The organism is Iodidimonas nitroreducens (assembly GCA_000710935.1).
GTDB lineage: Bacteria > Pseudomonadota > Alphaproteobacteria > Sphingomonadales > Rhodothalassiaceae > Iodidimonas > Iodidimonas nitroreducens.
The window spans coordinates 14,304-39,131 of record BAYV01000023.1 but is presented as its reverse complement, the minus strand read 5'-3'; the positions used below and the strand labels follow the sequence as shown (position 1 = coordinate 39,131).

The 24,828-nt window shown below is 55.9% G+C and carries 20 protein-coding genes; 15 read left to right on the top strand and 5 right to left on the bottom strand.

Annotated features, from left to right (window positions below; genetic code table 11):
• Positions 1–67: 67 nt before the first annotated feature.
• The 8 genes from AQ1_RS09690 (at position 68) to AQ1_RS09655 (ending at position 8,080) form a co-directional block, all read left to right on the top strand.
• On the top strand, positions 68–1,135 hold the full coding sequence (locus AQ1_RS09690) for a Ppx/GppA phosphatase family protein (RefSeq protein WP_042086708.1): 1,068 nt from the start codon (positions 68–70) through the stop codon (positions 1,133–1,135).
• A gap of 41 nt (positions 1,136–1,176) precedes the next feature.
• Entirely contained in the window at positions 1,177–1,941 is a 765-nt protein-coding gene (locus tag AQ1_RS09685; protein ID WP_390624372.1) for an RlmE family RNA methyltransferase, read from the top strand.
• A 122-nt stretch (positions 1,942–2,063) separates the two neighbouring features.
• Complete coding sequence (gene guaB / locus AQ1_RS09680; RefSeq protein WP_042086705.1) at positions 2,064–3,536, top strand: IMP dehydrogenase; 1,473 nt, start codon at positions 2,064–2,066, stop codon at positions 3,534–3,536.
• Between the two features lie 80 nt (positions 3,537–3,616).
• Positions 3,617–4,942 carry an RsmB/NOP family class I SAM-dependent RNA methyltransferase gene (locus AQ1_RS09675; protein WP_042086704.1) on the top strand — a complete coding sequence of 442 codons (1,326 nt, stop codon included), beginning with the start codon at positions 3,617–3,619 and terminating at the stop codon, positions 4,940–4,942.
• Positions 4,943–5,067: 125 nt separating this feature from the next.
• Positions 5,068–5,643 carry a tetratricopeptide repeat protein gene (locus AQ1_RS09670; RefSeq protein ID WP_161760542.1) on the top strand — a complete coding sequence of 192 codons (576 nt, stop codon included), beginning with the start codon at positions 5,068–5,070 and terminating at the stop codon, positions 5,641–5,643.
• A 58-nt stretch (positions 5,644–5,701) separates the two neighbouring features.
• Positions 5,702–7,249: a glutamine-hydrolyzing GMP synthase gene (guaA, locus tag AQ1_RS09665; RefSeq protein WP_042086699.1), complete on the top strand. Its 1,548-nt coding sequence runs from the start codon at positions 5,702–5,704 to the stop codon at positions 7,247–7,249.
• A gap of 133 nt (positions 7,250–7,382) precedes the next feature.
• On the top strand, positions 7,383–7,868 hold the full coding sequence (locus tag AQ1_RS09660) for a hypothetical protein (RefSeq protein WP_152550413.1): 486 nt from the start codon (positions 7,383–7,385) through the stop codon (positions 7,866–7,868).
• Positions 7,865–8,080: a helix-turn-helix transcriptional regulator gene (locus tag AQ1_RS09655; RefSeq protein WP_042086696.1), complete on the top strand. Its 216-nt coding sequence runs from the start codon at positions 7,865–7,867 to the stop codon at positions 8,078–8,080. Before AQ1_RS09660 ends, AQ1_RS09655 begins: the two co-directional genes overlap by 4 nt.
• Positions 8,081–8,191: 111 nt before the next feature.
• Here AQ1_RS09655 and katG read toward each other — a convergent pair whose 3' ends face one another.
• Together katG and AQ1_RS09645 are read right to left on the bottom strand one after the other, a co-directional pair.
• Positions 8,192–10,366 carry a catalase/peroxidase HPI gene (gene katG / locus AQ1_RS09650; RefSeq protein WP_462687121.1) on the bottom strand — a complete coding sequence of 725 codons (2,175 nt, stop codon included), beginning with the start codon at positions 10,364–10,366 and terminating at the stop codon, positions 8,192–8,194.
• A gap of 181 nt (positions 10,367–10,547) precedes the next feature.
• Entirely contained in the window at positions 10,548–11,678 is a 1,131-nt protein-coding gene (locus AQ1_RS09645; RefSeq protein ID WP_081837249.1) for an alkene reductase, read from the bottom strand.
• A gap of 297 nt (positions 11,679–11,975) precedes the next feature.
• Here AQ1_RS09645 and panB point away from each other — a divergent pair, with 297 nt between their 5' ends.
• The 4 genes from panB (at position 11,976) to der (ending at position 16,575) form a co-directional block, all read left to right on the top strand.
• Positions 11,976–12,869 (top strand): 3-methyl-2-oxobutanoate hydroxymethyltransferase, encoded by an 894-nt coding sequence (gene panB, locus AQ1_RS09640; protein WP_042086688.1) that lies wholly within the window; start codon positions 11,976–11,978, stop codon positions 12,867–12,869.
• A 124-nt stretch (positions 12,870–12,993) separates the two neighbouring features.
• Complete coding sequence (locus tag AQ1_RS09635; protein ID WP_042086686.1) at positions 12,994–13,725, top strand: tetratricopeptide repeat protein; 732 nt, start codon at positions 12,994–12,996, stop codon at positions 13,723–13,725.
• A complete protein-coding gene (locus tag AQ1_RS09630; protein WP_042086684.1) occupies positions 13,722–15,056 on the top strand; it encodes an outer membrane protein assembly factor BamB family protein in 1,335 nt (444 codons plus the stop codon). The genes AQ1_RS09635 and AQ1_RS09630 overlap by 4 nt, the downstream gene beginning before the upstream one ends.
• Positions 15,057–15,069: 13 nt before the next feature.
• Complete coding sequence (gene der / locus AQ1_RS09625; protein WP_313978620.1) at positions 15,070–16,575, top strand: ribosome biogenesis GTPase Der; 1,506 nt, start codon at positions 15,070–15,072, stop codon at positions 16,573–16,575.
• Between the two features lie 40 nt (positions 16,576–16,615).
• Here der and AQ1_RS09620 read toward each other — a convergent pair whose 3' ends face one another.
• The gene (locus AQ1_RS09620) at positions 16,616–17,452 is read right to left on the bottom strand and encodes an enoyl-CoA hydratase-related protein (RefSeq protein ID WP_042086745.1); all 837 of its coding nucleotides are present in this window, start codon (positions 17,450–17,452) and stop codon (positions 16,616–16,618) included.
• Between the two features lie 174 nt (positions 17,453–17,626).
• Positions 17,627–19,303 carry a DEAD/DEAH box helicase gene (locus AQ1_RS09615; protein WP_042086683.1) on the bottom strand — a complete coding sequence of 559 codons (1,677 nt, stop codon included), beginning with the start codon at positions 19,301–19,303 and terminating at the stop codon, positions 17,627–17,629.
• 37 nt (positions 19,304–19,340) lie between these two features.
• Here AQ1_RS09615 and AQ1_RS15160 point away from each other — a divergent pair, with 37 nt between their 5' ends.
• From AQ1_RS15160 to gyrA, 3 genes are all read left to right on the top strand, one after another.
• Positions 19,341–19,607, top strand: coding sequence for a hypothetical protein (locus AQ1_RS15160; RefSeq protein ID WP_150006751.1), 267 nt, complete (start codon positions 19,341–19,343; stop codon positions 19,605–19,607).
• A 118-nt stretch (positions 19,608–19,725) separates the two neighbouring features.
• Positions 19,726–20,835: a SpbR family protein gene (gene spbR, locus AQ1_RS09610; RefSeq protein WP_042086681.1), complete on the top strand. Its 1,110-nt coding sequence runs from the start codon at positions 19,726–19,728 to the stop codon at positions 20,833–20,835.
• A gap of 200 nt (positions 20,836–21,035) precedes the next feature.
• On the top strand, positions 21,036–23,825 hold the full coding sequence (gyrA, locus tag AQ1_RS09605) for a DNA gyrase subunit A (RefSeq protein ID WP_042086680.1): 2,790 nt from the start codon (positions 21,036–21,038) through the stop codon (positions 23,823–23,825).
• A gap of 15 nt (positions 23,826–23,840) precedes the next feature.
• Here the strand turns inward: gyrA and AQ1_RS09600 are convergent, their stop codons facing one another.
• A complete protein-coding gene (locus AQ1_RS09600; protein ID WP_042086678.1) occupies positions 23,841–24,752 on the bottom strand; it encodes a hydrogen peroxide-inducible genes activator in 912 nt (303 codons plus the stop codon).
• Positions 24,753–24,828: the final 76 nt, after the last annotated feature.

Genomic DNA, 24,828 nt, shown 5'->3' with positions numbered 1-24,828 from the left:
TAAACAGGGATCAAGTTTCGATCGGGCTTTAAAAAGCGCCGTTCGTTTTTGATGAGTATCTGTTTTTATGTCGAGCGCACAGGATGAGGGTATAGCGAAGCTATCTCCTGCAAAGGATGAACCTGCCAAGAGCCGGACCGGGCCTTATGCCCGCAATCGGGCGGTTTATAGCGCCATTGATCTGGGCACCAATAATTGCAGGCTTTTGATAGCCCGCCCCACTTATGCGGGCTTTCGCGTGGTGGATGCTTTTTCCCGGATCGTCCGCCTGGGCGAAGGGCTGGGGGCCACGGGTCGTTTGTCGGATGAGGCAATGGACAGGGCGATTGCCGCCCTCAAGATCTGTGCCCAGAAAATCCGCCACAAGCAGGTGACCTGCATGCGGTCGGTTGCCACCGAAGCCTGCCGAACTGCCAAGAATTGCGACATATTCGTGGCGCGGGTGAAGGCGGAAACCGGGCTTAATCTCGATGTCATTTCTCCGGCTGAAGAAGCGCGTCTGGCGGTTGTCGGCTGTCAGTCTTTGCTCGATCCGGCTTATGGCCATGCCCTTGTTTTCGATATTGGTGGCGGCAGTACCGAGCTTATTCTGGTCGAGCGTCGCCCGAAAAATCGCCTGCATATTCTGGCCTGGACCTCGATGCCCTATGGCGTTGTCAATCTATCCGAGCGATTTGATTGCCAATCCCTTGATCGCGCCCGCTATGCTGAGATGGTGGGGCTGATCCGCGCGCATCTCGATCGGTTTGAAGCCTTGGCATCTTTGCGCACTTTGCAAAAAAACGGGGCGATGCAGCTTTTGGGTACATCGGGCACGATCACCACCCTTGCCAGCGTGCAAATGGGCCTGCCGCGTTATGATCGCAACAAGGTGGATGGCGCCTGGCTCGAACAGGCAAGCATCCATGATCTGGCCCGCAATATTGCCCTGATGCCCTATGAAGCGCGGCTCGCTGAACCCTGCATTGGCGAAGATCGGGTGGATTATGTGGTGGCTGGCTGTGCCATTCTCGATGCTCTTTTGGCGCAATGGTCCTTCAAACGGCTGCGGGTGGCGGATCGCGGCATTCGTGAAGGGGTTTTGCGTGGCCTGATGGGCGCGGGAGCGGTGATTGGCCCGGGGCGCACGATCTAGATTTCAAATTGATGACCCAGGGCCGCAGATGTGGCCGGGCAATGAAGATTGAGGAGACAGCCATGGCGCGACCGCCGGCAAAAAGCGGACCGCGAGGCCGAAGTGCCCTGAAGGTGAGGGTGCGCACGGCACGGGGCCGAAAATTATCATCCACGCGATGGCTTCAAAGGCAGTTGAACGATCCTTATGTAGAAGAGGCACGCAGGCAGGGTTTTCGCTCCCGCGCCGCCTTTAAACTTTTGGAGCTTGATGAGAAATTTGGTTTGTTGAAAGGCGTGCAAAGGGTTGTCGATCTGGGCGCCGCCCCCGGGGGTTGGACACAGGTTCTGGCTCAGCGCCACGCTAAAAGCGGCTGGAAAGACACCAAAATCGTGGGGATCGACATTCTGCCCATGGAGCCGATCACCGGGGCCGAACTGATCGAAATGGATTTTCTCGATCCCGACGCCCCCGACCGCCTGAAAGCGCTTTTGAACGGGGAAGCACAGCTGGTGCTTTCGGATATGGCCGCCCCCACCACCGGCCATAAACAAACCGATCATTTGCGCACCATGGGCCTATGCGAAGCGGCGCTTGATTTTGCCATGGATGTGCTCGCTGATGGTGGGGTTTTTGTGGCCAAGGTTTTACGTGGGGGCACAGAAGGTGAATTGTTGCAACGGATGAAAGAAAATTTCGCCAAAGTCAGGCATAGCAAGCCGCCTGCAAGCCGCCCTGAATCGGTTGAATGGTATGTGATTGCCACCGGCTTTCAGGGTCGATCCAAAAGCCATTCCCCCCGCATGGAGCCACCCGAGCCGGATTGAGCGTTTTTTAAACAAGGCGGATGGGTCGCAAATTCCAAGAAACCCTTTGGACTTGTGGACCCGCAATGGCATATAGGCGCCATGTTTTCCGGACGAGACGCGTGAAGAGAGGACCCCGCACCATGGATATTCCTTTGGGTTTGACATTTGATGATGTTCTGCTTGTTCCCGGGGCATCGGATGTGATGCCCGCTCAGGCCGATCTAAGCACACACATCACAAAAGACATCCGGCTTAAAGTGCCGCTTTTATCATCGGCAATGGATACCGTAACGGAAACCGATCTGGCCATTGCCCTTGCCCAATATGGGGGCATTGGGGTTTTGCATCGCAATAACAGTATTGCCGAACAGGCGCAGATGGTGCGGCAGGTGAAGAAATTCGAAGCCGGAATGGTTGTCAATCCGGTGACCATGCATTCCGATGAAACTCTGGCCGATGCCCTTGATCTGATGGCCCGCTATAAAATTTCCGGGATTCCGGTCGTCACCCGCGAAAATGGCGTGGGGCCGGGCCGTTTGGTGGGGATCGTGACCAATCGCGATGTGCGCTTTGCCACCAATCCCGGGCAACCGATCTCTGAATTGATGACCCGCGAAGGCCTGATCACGGTACAGCCCGGCGTTTCCAGCGAGCAGGCGAAAAAGCTGCTGCACCAGCATCGGATTGAAAAGCTGGTGGTGGTGGATGAACATTTCCGCTGCATCGGGCTGATCACGGTGAAGGATATGGAAAAGTCAGTGGCTTATCCCGATGCCGCCAAGGATGGCACCGGGCGCTTGCGGGTAGCAGCGGCAACGACCGTGGGGGATCATGGGTTCGAACGATCCGAAGCCTTGATCGATGCCGATTGCGATCTGATCGTTCTGGATACCGCCCATGGTCATTCCGCGCGGGTGATCGATACGGTGCGGCGGATCAAGCGGGCTTATGGCCATGTGCAATTAATGGCGGGCAATGTCGCCACCGCCGATGCCGCTTTGGCTCTGATCGATGCCGGTGCCGATGCGGTGAAGGTGGGGATCGGGCCGGGATCGATCTGCACCACCCGGGTTGTGGCCGGGGTGGGGGTGCCGCAGCTCACCGCCATCATGGATGTGGTGGCGGTGGCCAGGCAGCATGGCATCCCGGTGATTGCCGATGGCGGCTTGCGCCAATCGGGTGATGTGGCCAAAGCCATTGCCGCCGGTGCCCATGCCTGCATGATCGGTTCCCTGCTGGCGGGCACACAGGAAGCGCCGGGCGAGGTGTTTTTGTATCAGGGCCGATCTTATAAAGCCTATCGCGGCATGGGATCGGTGGGGGCCATGGCGCGCGGCTCAGCGGATCGCTATTTTCAGGAAGATATCAAAGACAGCTTGAAACTGGTGCCCGAAGGGGTGGAAGGTCAGGTGCCGTTCAAAGGCCCGTGCAAGAATGTGCTGCATCAATTGATGGGCGGTTTGCGGGCGGGAATGGGCTATACCGGCTCCCGCACAATCGAAGAAATGCACCAGCGTGCACGCTTTGTGCGGATCACCAATTCCGGCCTGAGGGAAAGCCATGTGCATGATGTTTCGATCACTCGTGAATCGCCAAATTATAATTTGAATTAATGTTTTATGGGCGCTTATTCAGGAAAAACCTTCATTGGCCCCCTATCTGATGGCTCCTTAAAAAAAGAAAAGATCCGCTGATGACCCCTTCTGCCCGATTGGCTGCTGCCATTGATCTGTTGACCGAAATCGATGAAGCCTTAAAGCATCGTAGGGCGGCGGCCGATCAGTTGATCCGGCGTTATTTCCAACAACGACGCTATGCCGGTTCATCGGATCGCGCGGCCATCACCGATCATGTTTATGGTGTGATCCGAATGCGCGGCGATTATGGCTGGCGGCTGATGTCGGCTGGCCTGACCATTGATCCCCGCACCCTTGCCTTGCTTTATCTGCGCCTTCGCCTGCCTGCCGATCAGCCCTTGCCTGCTGATTTGTTTCTGGGCAACTATGCCATCGAGGCCCCAAGCGAGGACGAGACCACCCGGCTTTTGCGGGCACAGGCTTTGGAAACGCCGCCATTGGATGCCCGGCTCAATGTGCCGCCCTGGCTGGCGGAGCGGCTGATCCATCGCTATGGCGATGCCACGGAAACCGAGATCGAGGCTTTGGCCGGTCGCGCACCGCTTGATTTGCGGGTCAACAGCCTTAAATCATCGCGCGATGATGTGCTGGGGCTTTTGACGGATCATGGGTTTGCGGCCACCAAAACCCCCTATAGCCCCTTGGGGTTGCGCCTGTCCGATCCGGTGCCTTTGAAATCCTTGCCTGCTTTTGGCAAAGGCCTGTTTGAAATTCAGGATGAAGCCTCGCAGATCGCGGCATTATTAAGCGGTGTGGCGCCGCGTGATCAGGTGCTGGAGCTGTGTGCGGGCGCGGGCGGTAAAACGCTGGCTTTGGGGGCTTTGATGCAGAATAAGGGGCAGATCTATGCCCTTGATACCGATAAGCGCCGCTTGCAGGAATTGAAGGAGCGGGCAGATCGTGCCCGATTGACCAATCTGCAGATTCATCGCCTCACCTTGGGGGCGGAAAAACGTGCCGATCAGCTCTATCGCTTTAACGGGCAAATGGATCTGGTGGTGGTGGATGCGCCCTGTTCGGGCAGCGGCACATGGCGGCGCAATCCCGAATTGCGCTGGCGTTTGGATGAAGAGTTTCTGGCCGAAGCCGTGGCTTTGCAGCGCAGTCTTTTGCTTGAGGCCATGATGCTGGCGGGCCCCAAGGGGCGCATTGCCTATATGACCTGCTCCATTCTGGGCGAGGAAAATGAAGATGTTATCGATTATGCCCTTTCCCGCAATGATCAATGGGAATTGACAGATTATCATCGCAAGCTTGGGGATGTGGGGCTTGCAGATTTGCCCGAAACGGCATCCCATGCGCCTGAAATGCTGCAACTGACCCCGGCGCGACATGGCACGGATGGATTTTTTCTGGCACTTTTGCAGCGCTGCCCTGAGTGAATATCTTGATTGCGCCGGATGGCGACGACATATGAACCCTGTTTCTGTACGAATGGGATAAATGGGATATGAGGCCCAAACCGATGAAAACCGCTTTTAAACTGAATAGGCAAAGCCAGCGCAGAGTGAAGCATCAAGGCCATGATGGATTTCGGCTTTTGGGTTTGTTGTTGATGGTTTTGGGGCTTTTCGCCCTGATGACACCGGCATCTTATGCCAGTGGGGGCACAGCAAAGCGCTTTCAATCGGCATCGCAAAATCTCATCGATGCCGGGGTGGCAGCGATGAAAGCGGAAAATTTCGATGCGGCCCAAAAGAAATTTGAAGCAGCGCTGATTGCTGATCCCGCCAATATGATGGCTTTGATCGGCTTGGGCGATGTGTATCGGGCGATGGGGGATCGCCGCGCGGGGATGGATTATTATCGCCGTGTGCTTGATATCGAACCTTATAATCTGGCGGCTATCAAGGCGGAAAGCCTGATTTATCTGGCCAATGATGGCTTGGTGAAAGCGCTCGATAATCTTGAACTTCTAAAGCGGCTTTGTGCGGATCAGGGCTGCGAGGAAATGACCAGCGTGGCAAAGGCCATCGATCACTATAAAGCCCGATATGCCGAAGGACCGGAGGCTGCTCCCGATCCTGGCACTGAGTCTGAAGCTGGGCCCGATGCTGGCGCTGGCGATCCGCAAAATCCCTGAAATCCGGGCATGAAATTCAGGAATGGACAGCCGCGAAAGGGCCGTTTAAAAGCCGCTTATGTCAGATCATATCCTCATTCTTGACTTCGGCAGTCAGGTCACCCAGCTCATCGCCCGACGTGTGCGTGAAGCCGGGGTTTATTGCGAAATCGTCCCCTTCAATGCGGCGGAGGCGATGCTTGATGATTTTGCCCCCAAAGGCATTATTTTGTCGGGCGGGCCGGCCTCTGTCACATGGGATGATGCGCCCCGCGCCCCGGATCGGGTGTTCAGCATGGGGGTGCCCGTTCTGGGGATATGCTATGGTCAGCAAACCATGGTGCAGCAGCTTGGGGGCGTTGTCGCGGTCTCTGATCATCAGGAATTTGGCCGGGCCTTTCTCGATCTGGTTGATGATTGCCATTTATTTGAAGGCTTTTGGCAGGCGGGCGGCCGCGAACAGGTGTGGATGAGCCATGGGGATCGGGTGGCCTCCCTGCCGAATGGCTTTCGGGTTGTGGGCACCTCCAAAGGCGCGCCCTTTGCCGCCATTGCCAATGATGCCCTCCGATTTTATGGCCTGCAATTTCATCCCGAAGTGATCCACACCCCCCATGGCAAACAGCTGATCAGCAATTTCGTTCATGCCGTTTGTGGTTGTGCGGCCGATTGGTCGATGGCGGCTTTTCGTGATGCCAAAATCGCTGAAATTCGTGCCCAAGTAGGCGATAGCCGGGTGATCTGCGGCCTTTCCGGGGGGGTTGATAGCTCGGTGGTGGCGGTTTTACTGCATGAAGCCATCGGCGATCAACTCACCTGCGTTTTTGTGGATACCGGCCTTTTACGCATGGGCGAAGCGCAGCAGGTGGTGGATCTGTTCCGCAAACATTATAATATTCCGCTGATCCATCGCGATGCATCAGATCTGTTCTTGGGTGAATTGGATGGCGTGACCGATCCTGAAGCCAAGCGCAAAATCATCGGTCGGCTGTTCATCGATGTGTTTCAGGAAGAAGCCGATAAAATTCAGGATGCCGGTTTTCTGGCCCAGGGCACGCTTTATCCCGATGTCATTGAAAGCGTGTCCTTTTCGGGCGGCCCATCAGTGACCATCAAATCCCATCATAATGTGGGTGGCCTGCCGGAAAAGATGAATCTGAAGCTGGTGGAACCCTTGCGCGAATTGTTCAAGGATGAAGTGCGGATTTTGGGGCGGGAACTGGGCCTGCCGGATGATTTCGTTGGCCGTCATCCTTTTCCCGGGCCGGGGCTTGCCATTCGCATTCCGGGTGCGGTGACGAAGGAAAAAGCGGATATTTTGCGCAAGGCCGATGCCATTTATCTCGAAGAAATCCGCAATGAAGGGCTTTATGACAGCATCTGGCAGGCTTTTGCGGTGCTTTTGCCGGTTAAAACCGTGGGGGTGATGGGCGATGCCCGCACCTATGATCATGTGCTGGCCCTGCGCGCGGTGACCTCGGTGGATGGCATGACCGCCGATAGCTATCCCTTTGATCATGCTTTTCTTTCGCGCGTGGCTACGCGGATCATCAATGAAGTGCGCGGGATCAATCGCGTGGTTTATGATATCACCTCAAAACCCCCCGGCACCATTGAGTGGGAATGATGGCACTAAAAATGTTTCCCCTGTTTCAAGCCTGAAGCGACGGAATTTGTGACTATCCAATGTAAAAAACTCTTTACATTGAACGGTGGGCGCTCTATCTATGTCAAATATCTTTTACATAGAGGGAAAAGCAATGTCGCAGGCGGAAATGGGGCGGTGGGTCATGCTGGTCGGGAATTTCCTGATTTTGCTCTTTGTCTCTAGGATCATGATATCCGATGGGCAGGTTGTCCAGCTTGAAGGAATGGCGCTCGTCGGCGTCTTTATACCGGTGATCATATTCTCTATCGTGATTTTTGCGTTTAGCTTCGGTGTTGCGGCAATGCATCGTGCGATCATAGGCAAGGCCACATCCAAAGATCAGCATGACGGCTTCGAGATGGATGAGCGCGACCGCAACATTCTTGGCATAGCGCGGCGCAATGCCATGATCTTTCTGCAGACGGCGCTTGGCATCCTACTCGTTCTTCTGATCGCCAACGGCGTTTTGCCCGCCGATTGGGAGCCGCTCCATCCGCGCATTGAAAGCCGTGCCGATTGGGTGTTCACCCTCTTCCTTCTGATGAGCCTTGCGGAACTGGTGCGCGATGGTTCCGCGATCATTTATTACCGGCGATGAGCAAGGGCCGGGTGCGAAATGCCATCCGTGCGCTGCGGCTGGCAGAGGGGATGACACAACAAGAGCTTGCCGCCGCCGTAGGCGCGACGCGGCAGACCGTGATCGCCATCGAAGCGGGAAAATACGCCCCCTCTCTGGAACTGGCCTTTCGCATTGCCCGCACCTTCAATCAGCCTTTCGAGGCGGTATTTCAGTTCGATCCGAGCGGATGACCTATGAGGGCCCGGGGTGATGAAAGAGGGGGCCGGGTGATGAGATGTGGTGAATATGAAAAAGGCGGAGCCGTGATGGCCCCGCCTTCGCTTTTTATCTTGAACGATGGCTCAATAGCGACCGAGGTTCATCACTTTCGTCCATGCGGCGACGAAATCCTGAACGAATTTTTCTCCCGCATCATTGGTGCCATAGACTTCGGCCACAGCCCGCAATTCTGAATGCGAACCGAAAATGAGATCCACCGGGGTAGCGGTCCATTTCACCGCATTGGTTTCGCGATCACGGCCTTCATAAAGCCCATCATTGCTGGAGGATTTCACCCATTGCGTGGACATATCGAGCAGATTGACAAAGAAATCATGGCTCAATGTGCCCGGACGATCCGTGAAAACCCCATGCTGCACGCCGCCGCTATTGGCATTAAGAGCGCGCAGCCCGCCCAGGAGAACGGTGGTTTCAGGCACGGTGAGGGTCAAAAGATCGGCCCGTTCAACCAGCATTTCTGCCGGAGACAAACGGTTCTCGGCGGCATAATAATTGCGGAAGGCATCGGCCTTTGGCTCCAGCGCTGCGAAGGATTGAACATCGGTTTGCGCTTGTGTTGCATCCATGCGCCCGGGTGTGAAGGGCACCTTCACCTTAAAACCGGCGTCCTTGGCTGCTTGTTCGATCGCTGCCGCACCACCCAGAACGATCACATCGGCGAGCGAGATTTTCTTGCCGCCTTTCTGGCGCCCATTGAAATCCTCAGCGATTTTGGTGAGTTGGCCCAGAACCTGATCGAGTTCCTGGGGATCGTTCACCGCCCAATTTCTTTGGGGGTCGAGCCGTAAGCGGCCACCATCGCTGCCGCCGCGCAGATCCGAACCCCGATAACTTGCGGCCGATGCCCAAGCCGTGCGCACCAATTGGGGAACGCCAAGGCCGGTCTCAAGGATCGCTTTTTTCAGCTTGTCGGCATCTTTTTCATTGATCAGGGCATGATCAACAGCCGGAACGGGATCCTGCCAGAGCAGGGCTTCATCGGGCACATCCGAACCGATATACCGGCTGCGCGGCCCCATGTCGCGATGGGTCAGCTTGAACCATGCTTTGGCAAAGGCTTCGGCAAAGGCATCGGGATTTTCCTGAAAGCGTTTGGCGATCTGGCGATAGGCCGGATCGAATTTGAGCGAGAGATCGGTGGTGAACATGATCGGCGCATGGCGCTTTGCGGGATCATGGGCATCGGGCACCATTTGAGCGGCGCTTTCCTCGCTGGGAATCCACTGGATGGCCCCCGCCGGGCTTTTGGTTTGCACCCATTCAAATCCGAAGAGATTATCCAGATATTGCGTGCTCCAGGCGATGGGATTGGCCGACCATGCCCCTTCCAGACCACTGGTGATGGTATCTTCGGCATTGCCCTTGCCGCAGCGGTTTTTCCAGCCCAAACCCTGTTGCTCGGTTGGGGCGGCAGACGGTTCGGCGCCCAAACAGTCATCCGGCTTATGGGCGCCATGGGCCTTGCCAAAGGTATGGCCACCGGCGATCAGGGCCACGGTTTCTTCGTCATTCATCGCCATGCGGCCAAAGGTTTCGCGAATATCGCGAGCCGCCGCCAGGGGATCGGGATTGCCATTGGGGCCTTCGGGATTCACATAGATCAGCCCCATCTGCACCGCTGCCAGGGGCCGGTCCAATTCGCGATCACCGCTATAGCGTTCATCGGCCAAAAAGGCAGCTTCCGGGCCCCAATAAACCCGATCGGCTTCCCAATCATCGGTGCGGCCACCAGCAAAGCCATAGGTTTTGAAGCCCATATCATCCATGGCCACCGTACCTGCGAGCACGATCAGATCGGCCCAGGAAATATTCCGGCCATATTTTTGCTTGATTGGCCATAATAAACGCCGGGCCTTATCAAGGCTCACATTATCGGGCCAGCTATTGAGGGGTTCAAAACGCTGCTGCGCCCCATCGGCGCCCCCCCGGCCATCACCCACCCGATAAGTGCCCGCACTATGCCATGACATGCGAATGAAAAATGGCCCATAATGGCCATAATCGGCGGGCCACCAGGGCTGGGAATCGGTCATCAGCGCCTTGAGATCAGCTTTGACCGCCGCAAGATCAAGGCTGGCGAAAGCCTTGGCATAATCGAAATCGGCACCATAGGGATTGGATTCCACCGAATGGGCGCGCAAAGGGGCCAAGGATAGCCGCTCTGGCCACCAATCCTGCATCGATTTGGCATCCTGCTGCTGAGCCTGTGCGGGCAGGGCCAAAAATTGTGGTGTCATGCTTGCGGCAAGCAAGGCAATGACGGATATGCGTTTCATCATTTGATGTGACCTCTCATAAATTTGATATCACGTGAAGAAGCACATCATACACCCGTTTAATTCATTCAAGAAATTGATTATTCAAATCATCCTCATCGTTAAAAACGATTATGCGAACCGCAGTGAATTGGGTGGGCCTTCAGGCGGCGGTTTCGTGCAATGTGGGATAATCGATATAGCCATGGGCATCGCCACCATAAAAGGTTGAGGGGTCCATCAAAGGATTGAGGGGAGCATTCCCACGCAGCCGCTCCACCAGATCGGGATTGGCGATGAAGGGACGACCGAATGAAATGAGATCGGCGCGGCCTTCGGCAATGGCCTTGATGGCCATGGCGCGATCATAGCCATTATTGAGCATCCATGCGCCATCAAAACGCTGATGCAGGGCTTCATAATCAAAGGGCAGATGATCGCGTTTGCCGCCGGTGGCGCCTTCCACCACATGCAGATAGGCCAAGGGATAAGCATTGAGCTGTTCCACCACATAATTGAACAGGGCCTGGGGGTCGCTGTCATTACTATCGCCCGCCGGAGAAACCGGCGACAGGCGCACGCCTAAGCGATCAGCCCCGATGGCATCGGCACAGGCGGCAACGGTTTCCATGAGAAAACGGGCGCGATTTTCAATGGACCCGCCATAGGCATCGCGGCGCTGATTGGCGCCATCGCGAAGGAAGCTGTCGATCAGATAACCATGGGCGGCATGGATTTCCACGCCATCAAAGCCCGCCTTCATCGCACATTGGGCGGCATGGCGAAAATCTGCAATGATGCCTGGGATTTCATCTATAAGAAGCGCGCGGGGCGTTGAGACATCGACAAATCCCTCGCCCTTGATGAAGGTCTTGCCCTGCGCCCGCACTGCCGATGGGGCAACGGGGGCGGCCCCATTTTTCTGAAAGCTTGTATGAGACATCCGCCCGGTGTGCCAGATCTGCAAAATGATCGTGCCGCCTTTTTCATGCACGGCATCGGTCACGGCTTTCCAGCCCTTGATCTGATCTTCGCTATAGCAGCCCGGGGTATCGGCATAGCCTTGTGCCTGCGCTGAAATCTGGGTGGCTTCGGCGATGATCAAGCCTGCCGATGCCCGCTGGCTGTAATAGGTGGCGGCATGGGGGCCGGGCACCAGCCCTTCGGCGGCGCGATTGCGGGTGAGGGGGGCCATCACGATGCGATTTTTAAGGCTGAGTGCGCCAATGGTCACCGGCTCGAACAGGCTGGTTTCAGTGCGCGCCTTATTCATCGGCTGCTTCGCATGGGTCATGATGGTCTCCGCTTGATCATTTGGATTGGGGCTGGCTGGGTGAGGACGGTGTTTCGATGCAGCATTTTTGCTGTTGTGCAGCAAATGTGGATGGTGGGTCGGCTTTTCAAGCACCTGATCAGCCTTTAACCTCCTGTTTTTAATGAAAAGCTCTATAGCCCGCGCTTTTTTGATGCTGGCGCTGGACCCGGCTGCCAAGGTCTTTATAATGCGCCGCCAAATGAGAGTGCTGGGGCTTGGGCTTTTTGCGACCCCATAAACCATAGCGCGCCGCTGCGTGCCTGAAGGACATGCCTGATGAGTTTGCAACCCGATACCCCTCAAAAACCGCAGATCGTCAAACGCATGACCGTGCCGCAATTCGCCGCGCGCAAAGGATCGCCCGAACCGCTGGTCACGCTCACCGCCTATAGCGCGCCGATGGCCCGCCTGCTCGATCCCCATTGCGACATGCTTTTGGTGGGCGATAGCGTGGGCATGGCGCTTTATGGGATGGACTCCACATTGGGCGTGACTGTTGAGATGATCATCAATCATGGCTTGGCGGTGATGCGTGGCTCACAAAAGGCGCTGGTGGCGCTGGATATGCCTTTTGGCAGCTATGAAGCCTCGAAAGAACTGGCTTTTGAAACGGCAGCCCGGATGCTGGCCCAAACCGGGGCGCAGGCGGTGAAGCTTGAAGGCGGTCGTGCGCAGGCCGAAACGGTGCATTTCCTGACAGAGCGGGGGATTCCGGTGATTGGCCATGTGGGGCTGCGGCCACAATCGGTTTTGAGCACGGGCGGCTATACCGCCCAAGGGCGCGAGGAGGCGGATTGGCAACCGATTTTGGATGATGCTAAAGCCATTGCCGATGCGGGCGCCTTTGCGCTGGTGGTGGAAGCTGTGGCCGAGCCACTGGCCGAAAAGATCACCGATCTGGTGGCCCCTGTGGTGATTGGCATTGGCGCTTCGGCTCGCTGTGATGGGCAAATTCTGGTGACCGAAGATATGCTCGGCCTGTTTGATTGGTCGCCCCGTTTCGTGCGCCAATATGCCGCTTTGGGGCCAGGCATTTCCGATGCGGTGGCTGCCTATGCCAAGGATGTGCGCAGCCGGAATTTTCCGGGGGATGAACAGGTTTATAAAATGCGGGCCAAAAAACCGGTGATCAAAAATTCGGTTATTGAAGATAAAAAGGATGCGTCTTGATCAGGCAAACCGTTTAATCTGGTGATCATCTTTGATCTGTGCTAGCGCCTGCGGGTAATCGCATGGGTCCAAGGGTTCGCATGGAACGGGATCCGCTCGAAAAGACCAAGGAGTAACGACAGCCGTGGCTGAAGAATCCGATATCATTTTTCGCGAAGTCGATGAAGATGTGCGCCGTGCCCAAATGCTGGCCTTGTGGCGCAAGCATGGGCTGAGCTTTGTCCTTGCCGTGGTTTTCATCATTGCCATTGTGGTGGGCTGGCAGCTTTGGACCAATATGCGCGAATCTGCCTTGCGCGATGCCTCTGATCTTTTTGCCACCAGCATTGAAAAAGCCGCCCAGCAGGCCCCGGAACAGGCCGTAGCCTCTTTTGCTGAACTGACAAAGGATCTTGATGGCGGCTATGAACTGATGGCGGGATTGCAGCATGGCAGCGCTTTGCTGGCGGCAAATAATCCTGCTGAGGCCGCTCTTGCTTATGATCAGGTGGCGCAAAAAGCATCGGATCGGCATGTGCAGGCGTTTGCTGCCTATCTGGCGGCTTCGGCCAAGCTTAAAGCCGGCCAATTGGATGAGGCGGAAGCGCAATTGCAGGCTTTGGCGATGCCTGATCAGCCTCTTTATTATAGTGCTTCTGAATTATTGGCGATCATTCAAATCAATCTCAATGATCTGGATGCCGCCCGCAGCACTCTGGCCAGCCTGACCGAAGATCCGGCCACGCCCCCCGCCATGGCGGCCCGGGCCAGTGAGCTATCGGCTCTTTTCGACATGGGTGCGGATGAGACTCCCGCTGATCAGCAGGTTCCCGCTGACCGGGGAACCGAGATCGATACAGGGAGCCCGGTTCAGTGACATTCAAACCCTATTGGCTGCTTTTGCCGATCCTGCTCGCGGGTTGCGCCGGTGGCGAAGATATCAGCGAGCCGGATGCCGGTGGTGGCTATGATGCAGAGAGCGATGAACGCATCCCGGTTTTGACCTTCGATCAAGAGCTGGAAGCCGATCCGGCGATTGCCGATGTGCGGGTGATCCTGCCCCAGCCCTATCGCAATCGCGATTGGCCGCAATCGGGGGGCACACCGCAAAATGTGGTGCAGCATCTGGCTTTGAATGGCAGCCTGAAGCGGGTGTGGCGAACCGATATTGGTGAAGGTTCAGATATTCTGACCCGCTTGATTGCATCGCCCGTGGTTTATGATGGTGTGGTTTATACCGTCGATACCCGTGGGCTGGTAACGGCGATCAATGCCAGCAATGGCCGCAAGATCTGGACAAACCAGCTCAGGATGAAGGGCGAAAAACGGGCACTGGCCTTTGGTGGCGGGGTTGGCTATGCGGATGGCAGGCTTTTCGTTTCAACGGGCTATGGCTTTCTCGCCGCATTGGACGCGAAAAGCGGTGATGAACTCTGGCGTCATGATGCAATGATTCCTCTGCGCGGGGCTCCCAGTATCGAGGATGGCCGGGTTTTCGTGCAAACTCAGGATAATCAGATTCTGGCCATTGATGCGCAAAAGGGCACTTTAATCTGGACTCAGGCCAGCCTGCCCGAAGATGCCGGACTATTGGGCGCGGCTTCACCGGCCATTGCTGGCGATACTGTGGTGGCCGCCATGTCATCGGGCGAATTGATGGCCATGCGCGTGGAAAATGGGCGGTTGGCCTGGCAGGATACCCTGTCGCGCACCCGACGCCTGACCCCCTTGGCATCCCTGGCGGATATCGATGGCAATCCGGTTATCTCGCGCGGGCGGGTTTATGCCGTTGGCCATGCTGGCAGCATGGCGGCGATCGATATGCGCAGCGGTGAACGGGTGTGGGAACGCAGCATTGCTTCGGTTCACACGCCGTGGATTGCTGGCGAATATCTGTTTGTTTTGAGCGCCGATGCCGAGCTTGCGGCCTTGTCACTGGCCGATGGGCGCGTGCGCTGGGTAACCCGCCTGCAGCGGTTTAAAAATCCTGAAGATCGCGATACACCCCTTTCATGGACCGGGCCTGTTTTGGCGGGGGATCGGTTGATCATAGCCTCGTCTCATGGCTATATTTTATCGGTATCGCCATACACAGGCGAATTTTTGGGGGCGGAAACGCTGCCTGATGGGGTGATTGCGCCCCCCATCATTGCCGATGGAACCCTTTATTTTCTGACCGAGGGTGCAGACCTCGTCGCATATCGCTGATAGGAAGCACGACGTGTCAAAACAGCCTCTGACGATCGCCATCATTGGCAGGCCCAATGTTGGGAAATCCACCTTGTTCAATCGCCTGGTGGGCAAAAGGCTTGCTTTGGTCGATGATACACCCGGGGTGACCCGGGATCGGCGCATGGGCGTGGGCAAGCTGGCCGATCTGCGCTTTGATATCATTGATACCGCAGGCCTTGAAGAAGGCGATAGCACCAGCCTTGCAGGCCGCATGCGTTTGCAAACCGAGGCGGCTTTGGGCGGTGCTCATATGGTTTTGTTCATGATCGATGCCCGCGCCGGGATCACGCCTTTGGATCGGCATTTTGCAAGCTGGCTCAGGGTTCAGAAAATTCCGGTGATTTTGGTCGCCAATAAAGCCGAAGGCACGCGTGGCACGGAAGGGGCTTATGAAGCCTATGCCCTTGGTTTGGGCGATCCGGTGGCCCTGTCGGCTGAACATGCCGAAGGTTTGGGCGATCTTTATTCCGCCATCGATGAAACGGCGCGCCTGATCGGTGTCGATCCCCGGGCGGTGGAGCAACACACCGCGTCTGACACCGATGATGCTGCCGAAGATCTGGTGGAAGGCGATCTGGATTTTGAATTTGAAGATGATGAAGCCGATGATGATGTCATCGCTTTTACCGAAGAACGCCCTTTGCGCTTGGCGGTGATTGGCCGTCCCAATGCCGGAAAATCCACCCTGATCAATTATCTGGTGGGCGAGGAACGCCTGATTACCGGCCCTGAAGCCGGGCTGACCCGGGATTCGATCTCGGTGGATTGGGATTATGGCGATATTCCCGTGCGCCTGTTTGATACGGCGGGGTTGCGGCGGCGGTCGCGGGTGATTGAAAAGCTCGAAAAACTGTCGGTTGCCGATACCTTGCGGGCGGTGCGCTTTGCAGAAATCGTGGTTTTGATGATCGATGCCGAACGCGGCGTGGATAAACAGGATATCAAGATCGCCTCTTTGGTGGTGGAAGAAGGCCGGGCTTTGGTGATTGCCCTTAATAAATGGGATCAGGTGGAAGACCGCCTAGCCGCTCAAAGGGGCGTAAATGATATTTTGACGCGGTCCCTGCCGCAATTGAAGGGGGTGACCACGGTACCCGTTTCAGCGCTCACCGGCCAGGGGATTGAGCGGCTGATGCCTGCGGTGATCGATGCCTATGAATTGTGGAACTCCCGCATTCGGACTTCGGAATTCAATCGCTGGCTGGCCGCCGTCACAGAATCCCACCCACCGCCTGCGGTTCAGGGGCGGGCTACCCGGATGCGCTATGGAGCGCAGATCAAGGCGCGGCCCCCCACCTTTACTATTTTCACCAATCATCCCGCAGGGGTACCTGATAGCTATATGCGTTATCTGGAAAATGAGATGCGGCGCGATTTCGGGCTGGCGGGGGTGCCTTTGCGGCTGTATTTGCGGGCGTCGAAAAATCCTTATGTGGATGGCCGCCGCACACAGAAGCAAAGATTGACAGAAAAAAACAATCGTCGCGGGAAGTAATCACGTGGGCGCGGCCTTTCTGCTCTTTTGAGTGTCCGCGCTATTGGCCGCTGAACCGGGCCGGTCTTTTTTCAATAAAGGCCCGCACCCCTTCGATAAAATCTGCTGTTTGGCCCAGTTTTTTCTGGGTTTCGGCCTCAAGTTCCAGCTGTGTTGGCAGGTCATGATCAGCCGATGCCCGCAAAAGCGCGCGGATCGCGGCATAGGATTGGCTCGGCCCCTGCGCCAATCTGTGGCCAAGCTTTTCAGCTTCATCCAAAAGTTTTTCATCATCATGAACGGCCATCACAAGGCCCCATGACAAAGCATCTTCGGCGGATAGCTTTTCCCCCAGCATCATCAGGCGGGCGGCGCGGGCCGGGCCAATCAGTCGTGGCAAGGCCCAGCTTGAACCGGCATCGGGGGCAAGGCCGATCTGCACAAAAGCCTGCATGAAACTGGCGGAACGGGCCGCCAGGATGAAATCGGCGGTGAGGGCAAGGCTCATGCCCGCCCCGGCAGCCGGGCCATTAACAGCGGCAATGATCGGGATCGGCAAATCATGCAAGGCCATGATCAGCGGATGATAAAGGCTGCGCAAGGAGCGGGAAAGATCGGGGGGCGCGGCCTCGCTGACGGTCTCTTCTTCTGAATTGGCCAGCAAATCGGCACCTGCGGAAAATCCGCGCCCGGCACCGGTGATGATCAGGCATCGCGCCCGGCTATCCCCGGTTCCAAGGCTGGTGACTGCCTGATGAAGTTCGCGCAAAAGCAAAGGCGACAAGGCATTGAGGCGATCCGGTCGATTGAGCCGAATGCGGGCCAAGGGACCATCGATAGCCAATTCGATGGTTTGAAAATTCCGGGCCTTGAGAGCTTCGGGGCGATGATCGAGCATGATGTGCATTCCTTTCCACGCCAAGATCATAGCCCGGATCAGGGGATGATCAGCACAGAAAAGCACCATAGCCTAAAAGCCCTGCCATAAAGCAGGGGAAGAGACTCATCCGCGTTTGGGCTCGGGTCTCATCCGCGTTTAGGCACGGGTCTCATCCGCGTTTGGGCTCGGGTCTCATCCGCGTTTAGGCACGGGCCGTTGCAAAAATGCCGGAACATGCGCCCCAAGCCCAACGATCTGATGATCGGGTTCATCATCCTGAGCATGATGATGGGACGACCGGCGATGATCATGATTTTTCGGCGATGATGAACGCCGACGGTCTTTATCCGATGAAGCCTGTCTCTCGCTTGCAGATGATTTTTCGCGGGTATCTGAACGCTCAGGCTGGCTTGATGCGTCTTTCGCCTGAGGCGCCTTATCCGCTTGCTGCTTTTCAGAAGGCTTTTTGTCGGATTGTGGTTTGGCAGATTGGCTGCGGCGCCGCCCGGATCGCTTGGGCTGGCTTTGGTCCGAGGTTTCAGGCTGATCGGCCCGGGCTTTTGGCGCATCCTTTTGGGTGTCATCTGCCTTTGCAGATGTGTCGCCTGAAGCATCGGCCGTTGGTTTTTCCGCAGTTGATTGATCGGAGGTGGCATCAGCGGGTTTTTTTGCCGTCTTGCTGCCCGATCTGCCACGGGCCGAACCCTTGGGCTTTGCGCCCTCTGCTTCATCGCTCAGATCGCGGATTTTCACGCTTTCCAAAGCTTTGCGTTCAATCGGGCGACCAATGAGTTTTTCAATTTCCAAAACGGCCTTGGCATCGGCCGGCACCGCCAAAGTGACCGAAATACCGGCGCGGCCAGCGCGTCCGGTGCGGCCAATCCGATGCACATAATCTTCCGAATTATTGGGCACATCATAGTTGAAAACATGGCTGACACTGGGAATATCAAGCCCCCGTGCCGCTACATCGCTGGCAATCAGAATACGCACATCGCCGGATTTGAAGCGGGCCAGCGTGTCCATCCGATCAGGCTGGGCCATATCGCCATGCAATTGGCCCACATCAATGCCAGCGCGTTTAAGGCTGGTATAAACGGATTTAACATCCACCTTGCGATTACAAAAAACGATGGCACTGTCGATCTCTTCGGTGGCCACAAGCTCTCGCAGGGCTTTCGATTTCTCACGCGCGCCGATAATGGCGATGCTTTGGCTGACCGTTGCAGCCGTGGATGCCGGAGGCGCCACTTCGATCAATTTGGGATCATTCAAAAACTGATCGGTCAGGCGCTTGATTTCTTTTGATAAAGTGGCCGAGAAAAACAGGGTTTGATGGGCCTGCGGCATTTTCTGGCAGATCGTTTCCACATCGGGGATGAACCCCATATCCAGCATCCGATCACATTCATCAACGACCAGAATCTGCACCCCATTCAGCATCAGCTTGCCGCGCCCGAAATGATCGAGCAGCCGCCCCGGGGTGGCAATCAAAACATCCACGCCGCGTTCAAGCTTGGCTTCCTGATCGGCGAAAGAAACACCGCCAATCAGCAGGGCCATCGAAAGCTTGGAATTTTTTCCATATTTCTCGAAGCTTTCGGAAACCTGATGTGCCAGTTCGCGGGTTGGCTCCAAAATCAGGGTGCGCGGCATCCGAGCCTTCGCCCGGCCCTGAGACAGGATATCCAGCATTGGGAGGGTAAAACCGGCGGTTTTCCCTGTTCCTGTTTGGGCGATGCCGATCACGTCCCTTCCTTGCAAAATCGCAGGAATGGCCTGACGTTGAATGGGGGTTGGCGTATCGTAACCCGCGTCCCGAACCGCACTCAACAGTTCATCGCTTAGTCCGAGATATTCAAAACTCATGGGCGAATGATATTGCCTTGGCTTGGGGAAAAGAAGGATGAACCCAGATCGTTCATCTGATCCTGTTCCGGATGAGCGAAATTTTCGCGCCACAATAGGGAAAAACTGCGCAAAGTCAATAAAAGGCAAAGCCGATCTCAAACTTTGCCGTTCTTATGCCTATTATGAGCCGTCGTGCCCCATTGTACCACAAAAAAGATCAAACGAAATTCATGGTCTGTCTCTTTTTTCGACAGCGGAAATGGATGGCCAAAAAGATCATTTTAGGGCAATATTTCTTGCGCTCGATTTTACCGCAACTTAACCTTTCGCCATCTAGTCTGCGGCAACAGCCTTGTGTTTCAGTATCGCACAGGATGCGTCTGTGCCTTTGGTTGTCGCTGTTGGTTTTCGCCGTTGGTTATCAGTGAGGATTTGACCCTTTGAGCACGCCCCCCAGTTTATCCAGATCCGATGTAGCCAAATTATTGGCGGAGCCATCGGCTGAGAATCGTGCCGAAGCGGCGAGAAAAGTTGGCGCTTATTTCTCCTCCGATAGCCTGAAGGGACCTGAGCGCGAACTGGCTGAGGATATTTTTCGTGCTTTCGTGCTTGATGCCGAAGTGCGGGTGAGAAAAGCCCTTGCCGAAACTTTGAAGGATAATCCCGATCTGCCCGCAGATGTGGCCCGAAGCCTTGCCTCTGATGTCAATGAAGTGGCTTTACCGATCATTGAATATTCGGCGGTTCTAAAGGATGAGGATCTTCTAAAAATCATCGGCTCGGCAGATTCCGATCGTCAGATCGCTGTTGCAAAACGGGCTGAAGTTTCGTCCGATATTGCGGATGCGCTGGCGGATTCCGGTAATGAAGATGTGGTCTCCACGCTTGTGGGCAATGAAGGGGCGCAGATCAAGGACACGACTTTTGAACGTGTTTTAAAAACCTATGCGGGCAGCGATGCCGTAAAAACGCCCCTTGCGCATCGCCAGAAGCTGCCTTTGGCCGTTGCCGAACGGCTGGTATCGCTGGTCACCGAAAATCTGCGCGATCATCTGGTCACCCATCATGAATTATCACCGTCCGTTGCCACGGATCTTTTGCTGGAAAGCCGGGAGCGGGCCACGGTCAGCCTGCTATCGCCCGGTAAGGCGGCTTTGGATGTGCTGGTTCTGGTGGATCAGCTTTATGTGCATGGACGGCTAACCCCCACCTTGATCATTCGCGCTTTGTGCATGGGCGATACCACCTTTTTTGAAGCGGCTCTGGCCAAAAGGGCGGGGATTTCCGCTGCCAATGCCTGGAAATTGGTGCATGACAAGGGCGATCTGGGCCTGCCCCGGCTTTTTGAAAAAGCAGGGATGCCCAAAGCCCTGCAGCATGTGGGGCGGATCGGTGTATCGATTGCCGATGAAATGAGCCTCACGAGTGGAGATGATCGTAATTTGTTTCGCAAGATCATGATCGAACGGGTTCTGACCCAGATCGATCAGGATCTGGATACTGAAAATCTGGATTATCTGATCGGCAAGCTGGGCCGAAAATCCAACTGATCTTCGATCAAGCTCTCCAACAATTCTGCGGCACTCATCCGGCGCTTGCGCGTGCGCAGGGCAATTGCTAACAATAGCCCTTATCGTGACGCACGAGGCTTCATGGCCTGCTATCCAACGATGTCTCTATGAGCCGTGCCTTTAGCTGCTCTTGTCTCACGCACGAAATCAACTGATCGCTTTAGAAGGGTGCATCGTCTGTGGCTGATACCTCTGACACGTCTTCGCCATCTCGTCCCATATCCAGCATTGCCATCGAAGAGGAAATGAAGGCGTCTTATCTCGATTATGCCATGAGCGTGATCGTGAGCCGGGCGCTTCCCGATGTGCGCGATGGGTTAAAGCCCGTGCACCGCCGCATTCTCTATTCGATGCATGAAAATGGCTATGAATGGAATAAGCCCTATCGCAAATCGGCCCGCATCGTGGGGGATGTGATGGGGAAATACCATCCCCATGGCGATAGCGCGATCTATGATGCTTTGGTGCGGATGGCTCAGGATTTTTCCATGCGCCTGCCTTTGGTGGATGGTCAGGGGAATTTTGGCTCGATGGATGGCGATCCGGCAGCCGCCATGCGCTATACCGAAGCCCGGATGGCGAAGGTGGCCACGGCGCTTTTGACCGATATCGACAAGGATACGGTCAATTTTGCCGATAATTATGATGGCTCTGAATCCGAACCTGTGGTTTTGCCGGCCCGCTTTCCCAATCTTCTGGTGAATGGGGCCGCCGGCATCGCAGTGGGCATGGCCACCAATATTCCGCCCCATAATCTGGGCGAGGTGATCGATGCCACTTTGGCCCTGATCGATGGCGAGGCCAGCACCAATGCCGAACTGATGGCCTATGTAAAGGGGCCTGATTTCCCCACGGGTGGGATCATTCTGGGCCGGGCCGGGATCAGATCGGCCATCGAAACGGGCCGGGGATCGATCATCATCCGTTCGCTCTCGCATTTCGAGGAAGTGCGCGGACGCGAAGCCATCATCATCACCGAAACGCCCTTTCAGGTGAATAAATCCTCGATGATCGAAAAAATCGCCGAGGCCGTGAAAACCAAGCGGATCGAGGGCATTGCCGATCTACGCGATGAATCCGATCGCGATGGCGTGCGGGTGGTTATTGAATTGAAGCGCGATGCGGTGGGCGATGTCGTGCTCAATCAGCTTTATCGTTTCACTCCGGTTCAAACCTATTTCGGCATCAATATGCTGGCCCTTAATCATGGGCGGCCCGAGCAGCTTTCTTTGCGCGATGTGCTCAAAGCCTTTGTTGCCTTTCGTGAAGAGGTGATTGTCCGTCGCACCAAGTTCGAGCTTGGAAAGGCGCGGGATCGGGCGCATCTGGCCGTTGGTCTGGTGGTGGCGGTGACCAATATCGATGAAGTGGTGGCCATTATCCGCAGCGCGCCCAGCCCCGCCGTGGCCCGCGAAACGCTGTTGCAGCGCGATTGGGATGCCGCCGATATTCTGCCCTATCTCGATCTGATCGGCGAGCCACCCATGCCCGGCTCAGAAGGCTCGGTCTATCGGCTGACCGAGGTGCAGGTGAAAGCCATTCTGGATTTGCGCCTCCATCGTTTGACAGCATTAGGCCGCGATGAAATTGGCAAGGAACTGGATGAACTGGCGGAAAAAATCCGCGGCTTTCTTGAAATTCTGCGCTCGCGTGTGCGTTTATATGAGGTTTTGCGTTCAGAATTGGTGTCCGTGCGCGAAGAATTTGCCACGCCTCGGCGTACCGAAATCAGCATGCTGGAAGCCAGCGGTGTTGATGAAGAAGATCTGATCGCCAATGAAGAGATGGTCGTCACCGTGACCCATGGCGGCTATATCAAACGCGTGCCGCTTGATAGCTATCGGGAACAGCGCCGTGGCGGCAAGGGTCGTTCGGCCATGGCCACCCGCGAAGAAGATGTGCTGACCACGGTTTTTGTTGCCAATACGCATCAGCCGATGCTGTTCTTCTCGAATTATGGGCAGGTTTATAAGCTCAAGGTGTGGCGCTTGCCCCTTGGCACGCCGCAAAGCCGGGGCAAGGCCCTGATCAATCTGCTGCCGCTAACGGACGGCGAGATCATCACCAATCTCATGGCGCTTCCTGAAGATGAGGAAAGCTGGAGCGAATTGAACGTGATTTTCGCCACCCGCAGCGGGAATGTGCGCCGCAATCTGCTGTCGGATTTCACCAATGTTCCCTCGAATGGCAAAATCGCCATCCGATTTGAAGAAGGGGCCGATGATCGTCTGATCGGGGTGCGTGTGGCCCGCGAGGAAGATGATGTGCTGCTGGCGGCCCATTCCGGCAAATGCATTCGGTTCCCGGTGCGCGATGTTCGGGTTTTCAAGGGCAGAACGGCCACCGGGGTGCGCGGCATGCGGCTGGCATCGGGGGATCAGGTGATTGGCATGTCCATTTTGAATGGGCAGGATGCCACGGCTGATGAGCGGGAGTCTTATCTGAAGGCGGCCGCATGGAAGAACAATGAAGCCGTGAATAACGATGAAAAGGCTTTGGGTGATCTTTCGCCTGAACAAAAGGAGAGGATGGCCGAACGCGAACAATTCATCCTCACCATCACCGAAAATGGTTATGGCAAGCGCACCAGTTCTTATGAATATCGCACCACGGGCCGGGGCGGGCAGGGGATCGTGAATATCGTGACCAGTGATCGCAATGGCGCGGTCGTCGCCTCTGGTCCGGTTACCACTAGCGAACAATTGATGCTGCTGACCAATGCCGGCAAAATCATTCGGATCGGGATTCAGGATATCCGCATCGCGGGCCGCAATACCCAGGGCGTGACTTTGTTCCGTATTGATCCTGAAGAAAAAGTGGTGAGTGTGGCCAAGGTGCCCGAACCCGGTGAAGAAGCAGAAGATCAGCGAGACGAGGATCTGGAATCGCCACAGGCAGCTCAGGATACCGAAATCGATGTCGATAGCACTGATCCGATGAAGGATGAGAGCCAGACAGATGAGGACTGATCTTCGAGCCTGATTTCATGGGGCGCGTTCGAGGCCCGAAAGCTCGAGGATCAGGCTGCCCAGCATCCGATAGGCTTCGGCGCCGGGGGCGCTTTTCCTCCATAACAGGCCGATTTCCCGGGAGATCGGCATATCGGTGATCTTGCGAACGATGATCGCCCGATCCCCGAGCATTTCCGATTGCACATAAAAATGCGGAAAAAAAGACAGGCCCATGCCCATGCCAACCATCTGGCGCAAGGTATCAAGGCTGGTCCCTTCATAGTCAGTCAAAAGATGTGCTTTCAAGCGCCGACATAATCGTTCGACCTGATCATGAAAGCGATGGCTGGGGCCAAGGGCGAGAATGGCGCTGCCCTTGAGATCGGCGGCCTTAAGCGACTCCTTCAAGGCCAGGGGATGATCCCGTGCAAGCCCGATCAGCAAAGGCTCGTGAAACAGGCTTTCAATCTCGAATCGATGGGGGGCACCATCAAGGGAATTGAGTAGAAGATCATAGCGCCCTTCCATCAATTCCTGTTCCAGAGCGGCGGGCACATCTTCGCGCACATAAAGCTTCATCTTTGGCCAGCGGCGATGCAATTCCGGCACCAAACTCGGCAACAGATAGGGCCCTAAGCTGGTGGGCACCCCGATGCGGATCGTTCCCGCAAAGATATTTGGCATTGATTTGGCGGCGCTGCAAAAATCTGAAAGATCAATGAGAAGCTGACGCGCCCGAGGCAAAAGTGCCGCCCCATCGGCCGATAGACGAACGCCAAAGCGGCCCCGCTCAAATAATCGGGTGCCCAAACGACCTTCGAGATCGGCGATCTGGCCACTTAAAGTGGGCTGGGTGACGTGCAAGCGCGTTGCGGCTTCCCTGAAAGCGCGGCATTCCGACAAGGTGACAAAATATTCAATCTGGCGAAGGGTGGGGCGAAGCATTGCTCATTTCCATAGCTATTTTCCTATTTATATCATAGAAAATATTGATTTGAACAATCAAAAAGGACGCACCATC